Here is an 11,890-nt window from a genome sequence, read left to right as displayed (position 1 = left end):
TGTAACATAAACGCTCGAATACGCGAAATGGTTAATGGAATGCACAACCCATCTTTGGAAGAAAAACTTCGTTTGCACGCATACCATCTATGGGAAGCGGACGGTCGTCCTGAAGGACGGTCAACGGAGTATTGGGAGAAAGCACGCGCCTTGCTAGAACAGGAGCCCGCTCGCGCCATACCGCCCAATGAATCAAACGAAGCGGATAGGGTCGCCGCGAAGCCCGCGAAGAAGACGGTCAAGGCGAAGTCAAAAGCGACGTCGGCTAGCGAGGACGGCGCCAAAGTACCAAAGGCCAAGTCCAAAGCTGACGCAAAAACTGTTGCCAAGGCTCCTCGCAAGACGGCCGCCAAACCCAAGACGGCCGACACCGACATAGCGCCGAAAAAACCAAAGACCGCCGCTAAAAAGACCGCCACTAAGTCTGCGGCCAAGCCGAAAGCAATCGCTGAAGTCGAAGAGAAACCTGCTAAGAAAACGGCGGTCAAAGCCGCGGCGAAGGTTTCGAAGACTCCGAAGAAGTAGCAAGGGCGCCGTGTTTTTGCTTGGGACGTTGGTCTCGGGCGACATCACTTTGCTCGTTTTATCGCCGGATAGTGCATCGGCGAGCCATGGTTCTGTTTGTATTTTTGTGGAGCACTTATGCGAAGATTTCTCGCGGTCGTCTTGTTGACCGCTGCAGCGAGTGCCGCCATTCCCACGGTGGCTGACGCTCGGCCCCGGCAGGAATGCCGGCGCGTCTGGGTCCATGGTCACTACGTGCGGCGCTGCCGACCGTTGCCGCCGAGACACCATCATCATCGCCCGCCGCCACGCCATCGGCCGCCGCCTCATCGGTATTAGAGATCGCCATCGAGCGCGCGCTGGATCCGCGTGCGCGGCACAGTACTAGCGGCTTGCCGGTCGTACAGATCCAGACCGCTAAACCGAATGTCTCCGATGCAACACACCTCTTTTACTTCTGCGGTTCGTCCTTCGCGCAATCATGGCAGCTGGACGTTCGTTCCCTCGATAACCGCGTTCGACAGGTCACTGGTCCGGCGTTTCGCAAACTTGCATCGATATCCTGTGCATTTCCATTCGAGCCGAATCGATGCCGGAATCGTGCGACCGAATAACGCAGCACAGTCTGCAAAAGACCTGCACTTCTTCCGTGCTTCTTCCATTTTTAATGCGCTGCAAGCCGGGTGAATCTGAGCCTGAGCATTCAGCGGGTGAGGCCTAAAAGCCTCGTCTTTTTGTCATGGATTGAAACAAACTGTATTAAGAGATGCGTACCTTTAATACCAAGCCCTATTGCCCGCTTCCGAAATCGGAGAACGCATGGCATAGTGCGGGCAATCACTCTTAAGGAAACCATAATGCCTACTCTGGAACAGATTCAAGCCAAGCTTAAAAAGCTGCAGGCGCAAGCAGAAGCGATGATCGCAAAGCGTGCGCAATCCGTACTCGACGACATCCGCAAGCTGATGGAAAAACATGGATTGACCACCGCTGATATCGACGCACATTCTTCCACGAAGAAGCGGCGCGGCCGACCTGCGGGCAAAACATCCAAGGCTGGCGCAAAGGTAAAAGCGGCGGCAAAACCGAAGCTGCCCGCCAAGTATCGCAATCCCAAGACGGGTGAAACATGGAGCGGTTGGGCTCGCCCGCCGCTTTGGATCAAGGACGTCAAGGACCGCACGAAATTCCTGATCGATGGCCACAGCGACAACCATGCCGCTGTAGCAAGCGCGACAAAACCCGCAAGCAAGAAGGCCGCAAAGAAAGCGACGGTTAAGACGCTAAGCGCAAAAGCACCAAAGAAAGTTGCCGCCAAGAAAGCGTCAGCCAAGAAGGCGACTGTCGCGAATACCCCCGCGAAAAAAGCAGCCGCCAAGAAAGCGCCCGTGAAACGCGTGTTAGCCAAGAAGGCTTCCGCTGCGAAGAAATCTGCAACCGCCGCTAGCAAGACGACACCTGCGGTTAGCCAGGATTCCGCATCAGCCGTAGCGGTTACGCCTGCGGTTTAACGAAAAGCCAAAGCACGAAAAGCCAGAGCGGCCCCTCATTGGTAATTGAGGGACCGCTCTGGCTTGAGCATTTTGATTTCAGTTTTGATTGCAGCTGGTTTAGTTCAGCCACATCGGGTCTGGAAAATTTGACCGGGCTTGTGAGAATAGAAGAGAAGCTTTACCGGCATATGCAAAATGGGGCAACGCGTGGCGCTCACGCCTCTTGCTGTGTTTCGGGATGAGTGCGTGGCGCAGCCAAGTCCCTCTCGGGACGTCTGACTACCGCCAAACTATCCGACGAGCAGGACGCAACAGAAGTTGGCCTACGGCTACCGCCGCGTCGGCCGTCTCCGCCCTAGCCGCGGCCGCCGCCGTGTCCACCACCGCTGTGCCCGCCGCCGCCCTGCCACTGTCCGCCACCGCCACCGTGCCCGTAGCCGCCACCGTGGCCCCAACCGCCACCGTGATAGCCGCCGCCGTAACCGTGGTTCCAGCCATGCCAGTTCACGCCATGGTTGTAATAGCGGCCGCCGTACCCGCCGCCGCCGCCAACGTAAATACCGCCGCCGTAGACAGCCGGATAACCGGAGTAGTACGGCCCCCCATAACCCGTTGCGTAGGGGTCGCCATATCCGTCGTATCCATAGCCGTAACCCGGTGCAACGGCACAGCCGCCCAGACACGCGACGAGTGAAAATAATGCAATTGGTTTAAGCATGTGAGGTCTCCCGCGCTTCCTAAGTAGGAGCCGAAGAACCTCGCTTAGTTCAAGCGCAATTGTGTCTCTCGATTACAGACCAAAGCGCGTGGTGGAGGACCTATTCGTCGGCTAAATCCCCGCACGGGTAATGCTGGTATTGCGGGTGATGCTTAGCGTCTTTCTGTCACGCGCAATATCCGAGCCTTATATTCGGCCGGAAACACTCGCGGCTTACTGCACCAAGTCGATGCCCTCGATACAAACGAAAGCCAGCTCCTGAATCGTGATGCCCTTGCGGCAAGCCTCGCAGCGACAACACCACGCCGAGGACAACCGGGGACTATTCCCGGCGTCCGGCATCCGGCGCTCGCTGGCATGACACTGCCCTACTGCACGTTCGATGCAACAGTCTTGGCACTGTTCGACGGCATTGCGCTCATGTCGGCACTGTTTTGCATCGCCGAGTTTTGCATATTGCCGGGCATGGAACTGGTCGGCGTGGCGACCGGATCACCCCAGTGCGTCATTCCTGCCGTTGCTGCGCCGTGTGCATTACCGCCGCCCGAACCGCCGTTCCCGTTGCCGCCGCCCTGCGCGAATACTGTCGCTGAACCGCACAAGAACGCCACCGACACGCCCGCCACCATCGCTTTCCGCATTGCCTTGTTCATGGTGTTTCTCCGTTAGCCGCGAGTGCTGGATTGCGTCGCGTCAAGGCTATATACGGGGCTGACGCCAACATGGATGCACAATGGATGCAACGCATGCCTAAATGAAGAAATGGGAGAAATCGAAGAAAACCGCCGCTCAATGAATGTGACGATGATGAATATCCGGGAAATGTCCATGGGTGTGCGTCACCGGCACGTGTCGATGAGGATGGGTGTGCGGCTCCTCTCCATCCCACTTGAAATCGTGCGAATGTTGATGATGCTCGTCATGACGATGCCGGTGATTGTGGTCCATCAACACGTGCGTATGCGCGTGCTCGTGGCGCTCACGAATATGCAGCCACACGCCGAGCACCATCAACGCGGCGGCCACCCAGAACAGCGGGCCCGGCAGATCGGGCCACAGGATCAGCGAAAGCGTCACGCCGAAGATGGGCGCAACTGAAAAGTATGCGCCGGTGCGCGCAGTGCCAAGGTTGCGCAACGCGACAACAAACAAGACCAGACTGACGCCGTATCCACCCAGGCCGGTGAACATGGCTGCCGCCGTCCTGACCAAACCGGGAAGATGCGCGCCGAGCACAAGCGCAATGCCAAGATTCACCGATCCTGCGATCAGCCCCTTCAAGCAGGCAATGACCATGGCGTCATTTGTCGATACCTTGCGCGTCAGGTTGTTATCGATCGCCCAGCACACACACGCGGCGGCAACAAGCAGCGCGCCGGCGGATACACCGGCCGCGCCCGGCTGCCACGAGAGCGCCACGCCGCCCGCGACAATTGCGACCATGCCGATAAAAATCTGCGCATCGACATTCTCACGAAACACGACCCACGCGATCACGGCCGTGAATACGCCTTCAAGATTCAGCAATAGCGAACTCGTCGCGGCGGGCGTGGTGCTCAGGCCAAACATCAGCAATACAGGCCCTGCGATACCGCCAGCGGCAATTGCGCCGAGTAACCAGGGCACTTCGGCCAACTGAATCCGGCTTTCGTTAGCGCGTTCCTTTTGGGACCGCCTGATGCGCTGGAAGCCGATAGCAACGGCTAGTCCTACACCGCTGCCTAAATAGAACAAGCCTGCGACCATGAACGGCGACATTGTGCCAAGAAGGGTCTTGGCAAGCGGGGTCGTCGCACCGAAGAGCGCGGCTGCGAGAAGCGCCGTGAACGCAGCGTTGTAGCGTAGAGACATGGATGTTCCTGACTCTGGATTTAACTACGATTCTAAAGAAAATTGCGGCGCTCTGTCCGCGCGGTCCTCGCGCATTAATGTCCTGGCACCAAGACCTTGCGCGCGTGCAGAACCATCAGAATCTTATGTCACTTTGCCCGTTGTATTCGACAGGCCGCGCTAACCAGCGCGGCCTGTCGACATAAAGTCCCGCCACCCCGCGCTTGCGGTCAGCCAGAACCGTTTGTGCGCAGCAACGTATCCATCCCGCAGCTTATTGCTTTTGCATGGTCACAATAGTCATCGTGCCGCCCACGTTCTCAACGCGCACTTTCACTTTATCCCCTTCGTGAGCCTGCTTAAGCATCGCGGCGTCCCGGGCTTTGAACGCCATGGTCATCGGCGGCATACCGACATTTTCAAGCGCACCGTGTTTGAGCGTCACCATGCCGGATGCCGGATCGACCTTCCTGATTTCCGCATCGGTCAAAGCGGATTTCGACGGCGATGAACTCATTGCACCGGTACTCATTGCGCCGGAACTCATTTTCATTCCGGCCATATCGTCGGCGACTGCGGACTGCTGAACAGCAAGTACAGTGAACGCAACACCCATTGCAAACGCGACGTAAGTCAGCTTGGTCATTTCATTTCTCCAGTGTGAATAGAAGGTACATGCGAAGGCACATGCGTGCCGGGAGGACCATCGAATTCGCTACGCGCTTGCGCCGCGCGCCGCACGTGGCGACGCTTAAGCAACAACCACGCAGCGGGGATAACGAACATGGACAACAGCGGCGCGGTGACCATGCCGCCGACCATTGGCGCCGCGATGCGCTGCATCACTTCCGACCCGGCTCCATGGCCGAGCATGATCGGGATAAGACCCGCGAGGACCACGGCAACGGTCATTGCTTTCGGCCGCACGCGCAGCACGGCGCCTTCACGGATGGCATCGAAGAGAAGCGCTTCTGTCAGTACCGCGCCGGCGTCGAGGCGTTGCTCAAGCGCACGTTTCAGGTACAGCAGCATCACCACGCCGAACTCCGCGGCCACACCGGACAGCGCGATAAAGCCAACCGCGGTTGCGACGGACACCGCGTGACCCAGCGCCCATATCAGCCAGAACCCGCCGACCAGCGCGAACGGAACCGTCGACATCAGCAGCAACGCGTCAGCAGCCGAATTGAAGGTCAGGAACAGCAGCACGAAGATGATCACGAGCGTGACCGGGATCACGGTACGAAGCGTCGCCGATGCGCGTTCCAGGTACTCGAACTGACCCGACCATGCAATGGAATAACCCGCAGGGAGAACCACTTTCTCCGCGACCGCGCGTTGCATCGCGGTCACTGCTGACTGCAGATCCGTGTCGCGGATATCGACGTACACATAGCCCGCAAGCCGGGCGTTCTCGCTGCGAATCATGGGAGGTCCATCGGCGATACTTAGGGTGGCGACATCGCCGAGCATGATCTGCGCGCCTCGCTCCGTCACAACCGGCAGGCGCCTTAGATTTTCGAGCGAGTCGCGAACGGCGCGTGGGTATCGGACGTTGATGGGAAAGCGCTGGCGCCCATCGATGACTTCACCCACGTTCTCCCCGCCCACCGCCGATGAAACAACCGACTGAATATCCGCAATGGCCAGTCCGTACCTTGCAGCTTTCAAGCGATCGATATCGACATCGATATAACGCCCGCCATTCAAGCGCTCCGCGAGCGCGGAGGAGACGCCCGGGACCGTCTTTACCACGGCTTCCACTTGCGTTGCGATGGAGTCAATCACGCTCAGATCCGCGCCCGATATCTTCACGCCCACCGGTGTCTTGATACCTGTCGACAACATGTCAAGGCGGTTGCGTATCGGTGGCACCCACACGTTCGATAACCCCGGCACCTTCACCGTGCGGTCCAGTTCATCGACCAGCTCTTCCGGCGTCATGCCCGGTCTCCACTGATCGCGCGGCTTGAACTGGATCGTGGTCTCGAACATCTCCAGCGGCGCGGGATCGGTCGCGGTATCAGCTCTACCGGATTTGCCGAATACAGTCGCAACTTCTGGCACGGTCTTGATGAGGCGATCCGTCTGCTGCAACAATTCGGATGCCTTCTCCGCCGAAATGCCGGGCAACGCAGTCGGCATATACAGAAGATCGCCTTCATCGAGCGGCGGCAGAAATTCGCCGCCTAGCCGCGACAACGGAATCAGCGTGAGAACAAGCGCAATGACAGCGATGCCGATCGCAGCCCACGGCCGGCGCAACGTCGCTTCAAGCAATGGCCGATACAAACGGATCAGCACGCGGTTGATCGGATTCGCGTTCTCGTGCGGAATACGGCCCCTGACGAAATAGCCCATCAGCACCGGCACCAGCGTGACCGATAGCAAGGCAGCCGCAGCGATCGTGTAGCTCTTGGTGAACGCCAGCGGCGAGAACAATTTCCCCTCCTGCCCCTCAAGCGAGAACACCGGAATGAACGACATCGTGATGATGAGCAGCGAGAAGAACAACGCAGGGCCAACCTCTGCCGCCGATGTCGCTATGAGCTCCCATCGCTGAGATGCTGTGATCGGTTGATCGGGATGTGCGTGATCAAAAGCTTCCAGATGCTTGTGCGCGTTTTCGATCATCACGATAGCGGCGTCGATCATCGCGCCGATCGCAATCGCAATGCCGCCGAGCGACATCAGGTTCGCGTTTACGCCCTGATAGCGCATCACGATAAATGCTGCGAGCACACCCAGCGGCAACGACAAGATGGCGACAAAAGCACTTCGCAAATGGAACAAAAACAGCGCACAGACCAGGCCGACGATCACAAACTCCTCAATCAGCTTGTCTCGCAGATTGCTGACGGCGCGTTCGATCAGCTTGGATCTATCGTAGGTCGTGACGACTTCAACGCCGGGCGGCAGCGACTTCTTCAGCGTATCGAGTTTCGCCTTCACGGCCTCGATCGTCGTGAGCGCATTCTTGCCAGAGCGCATCACGATCACGCCACCCGCGACCTCGCCTTCGCCGTTCAGCTCAGCAATGCCACGCCGCATCTCGGGTCCGATCTGAATACGCGCAACATCGCCTAGCAACACGGGTGTCCCCGTGTCGGTAGTGCGCAAGACGACGTTGCGGAAGTCATCGAGTGAATGCAGATAACCCGACGAACGCACCATGTAGTCGGACTCCGCCAGCTCGACAACGGAACCACCTGATTCCTGGTTCGCTTTCTTGAGCGCATCCGTGACTGTGGCTTGCGTAATGCCATATGCGCGAAGCTTGTCCGGATCGAGTACGACCTGATACTGCCGCACCATTCCGCCGATAGACGCAACCTCCGACACATCGGGAACGGCCTTCAGTTCGAACTTGAGAAACCAGTCGTTCAGCGCGCGAAGCTGACCAAGATCGTGCTTGCCGGTGCGATCGACGAGCGCGTATTCATAGACCCAGCCGACGCCGGTTGCATCGGGGCCAAGGGAAACACTCGCGCCCTGGGGGAGCCGGCTCTGCACTTGGTTCAGGTATTCAAGTACACGTGAACGCGCCCAGTATTGGTCGGTCTTGTCGTCGAAGAGGACGTAGACGAATGCATCGCCGAAGGAGGAGTAGGCGCGAATCGTCTTGGCGCCCGGCACGCCGAGAAGCGTTGTAGTCAGCGGATACGTCACCTGATCTTCAACAACCTGTGGCGCCTTGCCAGGATACGAAGCCTTGATGATGACCTGGGTATCGGAGAGATCGGGAAGTGCATCGAGCGGTGTTTGAGTCAGCGAATAAACACCCCAGCCCGTGATCAGGACAGTCGCTAGCAAGACCAGGAAACGGTTGCGGATAGACCAGCGGATGAGTTGCGCGATCATTTGGCGCCTCCCATTGGTTCGACCTTCGTCAGTTCGTATCCATCGTCGGATTGCTTGAACGCGAAGTGCACGGTTTCGCCGGCTTTCACGTCGGGGAATGCGGTTGCGGAGGGCTTGCTGAACGCCATCGTCATCGCACCCCAGCCTAGTGCCGATACAGGCTGATGCGAAAGCGTGATGTCGTGGTTGGTGACGGCTTCGACCTTGCCCGTCGTCTCGTAGGTTGGAGGTGCAGCGCTGGCAACCGCAGCGCTCGCCGGCCCACCCTCAAGTCTCGGAAGAACAGACTTTAGGCTCGCTTCAGAGTCGATCAGGAACTGCCCCGACGCAACCACCTGCTCCCCTTCGCTCAAGCCGCTCAGCACTTCGGTATCGCTTCCGGAATCGTTGCCGGTCGTCACGGTGACAGGCTGAAGCCGGCCATCTGCTTGCTTCACGATCACGATCGAGCGCTTGCCGGTCGTGATCACCGCCTCGGACGGTACGACCAGACGCGACACGGTCGTCGCCCCGCCAATGCGTGCACGCATGAGCATGCCGGGCGTCAGCGACAGATCCTTGTTATCGACGGAAAGGCGCACTTGCAAGGTACGGCTGCCGGTACTGATGCCCGGCAGGACTTCGCGAATGTGTCCGGTGAAATGCTGCGCGGTGTCGCCCGCAAACACAGCGTCCACGCTCATGCCCGCCTTGACTTGCAACGCGCGCGCCTCAGCCACGTCGATCACGAGCCATAACGTGCTCAAGCCCGCGACCTTGGCGAGCGTCTGGCCGGGCGCAACCATCGCGCCATCGCGGACATTCAGTTCGGTGATCACGCCAGACGACGGCGCTGATAACGTGACGTGTGTCTGGACGCGCCCAGTGCGATCGAGGTTGGCCACGACCGCATCCGGTATCGATAAAGCGCGCATGCGTTCACGCGACGCCGCGAGCATGGTGCTGTCCATGCCGCTGCGTCTGAGCGCCAGATATTCCTCCTGAGGCGCCAGCCAGTCCGGTACAAACAGCGACGCAATGGGAGCGCCTTTCACCACGCGCTGCATCGGCGCATTCGCATACAAGCGGTCGATATAACCCGTCACGCGCGACTGGATCACATCGGCCAGTGACTCATCGAACTGCGTTGTACCAACGGCCTCGAAGCTTGCGGCTACATCGACGCGACGTGCAGTGGCGTATCTAATGCCAAGGTTTTGCTGGAGACCCGGGTCGATCTTCACACCACTCGACGCGCCTTCGTCCGCGAATACAGGCTCCAGTTGCATGTTCATGAAGGGCGACTTGCCGGGTTTATCGAAGTGCTGGTTCGGCATCATGGGATCGTGCCAATAGAGCACCTTGCGGGCCTCCTCCTTTTCACTGCCCATCGATGCAGTCGTCATTGCCGCCGTTGTATTGGCGTGCCAGGTTCCGGCCACATACCCCGAAGCAAGCAACGCCATCGCCGCAATGACAGCGAGCGTCATCAGTTTCTTGTTCATCGTGTTCTCACTGTCAGTAGGTCATGGAAGGCGGCACGACCTGGTACTCGAGTTGAGCCCAGGTGAGCGATACGTCGCGTTGGAGATCGAGCACTTGCAAACGTGCGTCGAGCACGGCGCGCCGGGCGGCGAAGGTATCGGCCAGCGATCCGGCGCCGCTTCTATAAGCCGCTGTCGATAGCTGCAAGCGCTGGTCCGCTGCAGGCAGCAGCGATGCGTTCAGGTTGGCGATACGCTCGCGCCCGCTAGCCAGCGTGGCGGAGAGGTTGCGGATATCGGCATCGACTTGACGCTGCGCGTCTTCGTACATCAAACGCGCCTTCGTGCCCAACTCGGCTTTCTCGGCGGTATCGCGGTCTTGCCTATCCCTTCTGTTCAACGGGATAGGAATGCTGACGCCGACCGACACCATGTTCGAGTACTGACCACCTCGCTGCTGGTACGCGACTTCCCAAGTCCAGTTCGGGTTGCGATTGCTATGGGCGACGGCGGTGTCGGCATCGGCGACCGCGATCTCCGACGACGCATTGATCAGCGCAGGCTCGACACGCTGAAGCTCCTCAGGCGGCAGCGACGCCACCACCGACTGCGGCGCAGGCGGCTCGCCGGAGATATCGGCAACAGGTGCCGCCGTCCATCGCGACAAGCCGATGAGCGCCGTCTGAAGTGTCTGCTGCGCCTTGAGCAACTGGTCCCGCGTCTGCGCGAGCATGAGCTGCGCCTGGGTCACATCGGCGGCACTGGCTTTAGCGCCGCGATAAGACGCCTGCGTCGCCGATAACTCGTGCGCCATGTGATCCGTCAGCTCCTGCTGCAGCGAGCGCGCCTTCTTCGCGTAGGCCGCGTTGAGCCACGCGGTCGCAGTCTGCTCGCGCACGTTGACTAGCTGAGCGAGATAACCCGCGCGTTCGCGGTCGACTTCCTGATTAGCCAGTTCAGTGCGCAGTCGCCGCTTTTCCGGCGACACCCACTCCTGTTCGATGCCGATGCGCCGCATCGTCATGAAATCCTGCCCAATGGTAAATGCCTGCGAACCATTAACGGGCAGGTTATCCACGCCCGCCTTGAGCGTGGGATCGGGTAACTGGCCGGCTCTGACAACCGCCTGTGAGCTTGCGCGAACGGACGCTTGCGCCGCCTGCATGGAGGCGGATCGATCAGTCGCGGATTGCAGCGCGGCGTCCAGCGTCAACGCGCTTTCTTGCGCCTTGACCGCTGCGCCGCCACTAAGAAGAAATATAAATAACGCTAGCGCGGGCGCACGCGCGCATCCACGCCGGAATACCGGCGCGGTAATAGATGAATGCATTTCTCAACCCCAAACGGTCGAATCCCATAGGGAATCACGTCCTGGATGCAGGACGACCTCACCGCTAAAGCGGCAAACTGGTGACGGAGGGAGTTAGAGCGCGCGAGGAGGTTTCCACAAGCCGTCGGGCTCGCGGACAAACAGCGACTGGGTATAGTGAAAGAACATCGGCCGATAAGCGCCTGCACTTCGGGCGATGCCGGGAGCCGACACCGGAATGCTCATGCAGCCCATCTGGCACTGCATGGTCATCTTGCACGGCGAGTCTTTCGACTTGCTGTCCTGACCAGCAGGCATTGCCATCGATTCGCAATCCGGCATGGCCGCGGACATCGTGCTGCCCGAGTCGGACGTCATGGACTGCATCGGACATTGTCCGGCCGAGCCGCTAGCCGCCAGCCCCGTTAAGGGCAGCAACGCGCAAAGCCACAAGACGAACAAGGTACGCAGGATTTTCACGACGGCAAGTATATATCAGCGCTTGATTTCAGATAAAGCCCTAAGTTAAGGGGGATTCTTAGCGTTGGGGCGTCAAGCGCGCTAAGCCTTTAATAGCGATTGAGCGGCGGAAGCGGCGACTGCTCATTACTTTTTTTACGAGCGCGCTTGGTCGCCTTGCGCAGCGCGCCCTCTGCTTTGCTCCAGTCAAGCTTAGCGTCGGGGCTATCCGAGTAATGTGTCGCGACTGTGT

10 protein-coding genes are annotated in these 11,890 nt (G+C 59.2%); 2 read left to right on the top strand and 8 right to left on the bottom strand.

Features of this window, described 5'->3' with window-relative positions:
• The first annotated feature begins 27 nt into the window (after positions 1 to 27).
• A complete protein-coding gene (locus GSQ93_RS38210) occupies positions 28 to 525 on the top strand; it encodes a DUF2934 domain-containing protein (protein WP_158937615.1) in 498 nt (165 codons plus the stop codon).
• Positions 526 to 1,187: 662 nt separating this feature from the next.
• Complete coding sequence (locus GSQ93_RS21245) at positions 1,188 to 2,015, top strand: H-NS histone family protein (RefSeq protein WP_254073975.1); 828 nt, start codon at positions 1,188 to 1,190, stop codon at positions 2,013 to 2,015.
• Between the two features lie 337 nt (positions 2,016 to 2,352).
• Here GSQ93_RS21245 and GSQ93_RS38205 read toward each other — a convergent pair whose 3' ends face one another.
• From GSQ93_RS38205 to GSQ93_RS21205, 8 genes are all read right to left on the bottom strand, one after another.
• Positions 2,353 to 2,715 carry a hypothetical protein gene (locus GSQ93_RS38205; protein WP_158937614.1) on the bottom strand — a complete coding sequence of 121 codons (363 nt, stop codon included), beginning with the start codon at positions 2,713 to 2,715 and terminating at the stop codon, positions 2,353 to 2,355.
• Between the two features lie 368 nt (positions 2,716 to 3,083).
• Entirely contained in the window at positions 3,084 to 3,368 is a 285-nt protein-coding gene (locus GSQ93_RS21235; protein ID WP_158937613.1) for a hypothetical protein, read from the bottom strand.
• 136 nt (positions 3,369 to 3,504) lie between these two features.
• A complete protein-coding gene (locus tag GSQ93_RS21230) occupies positions 3,505 to 4,566 on the bottom strand; it encodes a DMT family transporter (protein ID WP_158937612.1) in 1,062 nt (353 codons plus the stop codon).
• A gap of 253 nt (positions 4,567 to 4,819) precedes the next feature.
• Positions 4,820 to 5,191, bottom strand: coding sequence for a copper-binding protein (locus GSQ93_RS21225; RefSeq protein WP_158937611.1), 372 nt, complete (start codon positions 5,189 to 5,191; stop codon positions 4,820 to 4,822).
• Complete coding sequence (locus GSQ93_RS21220) at positions 5,188 to 8,406, bottom strand: efflux RND transporter permease subunit (RefSeq protein ID WP_158937610.1); 3,219 nt, start codon at positions 8,404 to 8,406, stop codon at positions 5,188 to 5,190. The genes GSQ93_RS21225 and GSQ93_RS21220 overlap by 4 nt, the downstream gene beginning before the upstream one ends.
• On the bottom strand, positions 8,403 to 9,890 hold the full coding sequence (locus GSQ93_RS21215) for an efflux RND transporter periplasmic adaptor subunit (RefSeq protein ID WP_158937609.1): 1,488 nt from the start codon (positions 9,888 to 9,890) through the stop codon (positions 8,403 to 8,405). The genes GSQ93_RS21220 and GSQ93_RS21215 overlap by 4 nt, the downstream gene beginning before the upstream one ends.
• 13 nt (positions 9,891 to 9,903) lie before the next feature.
• Positions 9,904 to 11,199 carry a TolC family protein gene (locus tag GSQ93_RS21210; protein WP_158937608.1) on the bottom strand — a complete coding sequence of 432 codons (1,296 nt, stop codon included), beginning with the start codon at positions 11,197 to 11,199 and terminating at the stop codon, positions 9,904 to 9,906.
• A 93-nt stretch (positions 11,200 to 11,292) separates the two neighbouring features.
• Complete coding sequence (locus GSQ93_RS21205; RefSeq protein WP_254073974.1) at positions 11,293 to 11,565, bottom strand: hypothetical protein; 273 nt, start codon at positions 11,563 to 11,565, stop codon at positions 11,293 to 11,295.
• Positions 11,566 to 11,890: the final 325 nt, after the last annotated feature.

It is taken from the genome of Burkholderia sp. S171 (genome assembly GCF_009766085.1).
In the GTDB taxonomy this organism is placed as follows: Bacteria; Pseudomonadota; Gammaproteobacteria; order Burkholderiales; family Burkholderiaceae; genus Caballeronia.
Note: the sequence above shows the minus strand (reverse complement) of the source record. Positions and strands in the feature narration are given on the sequence as shown.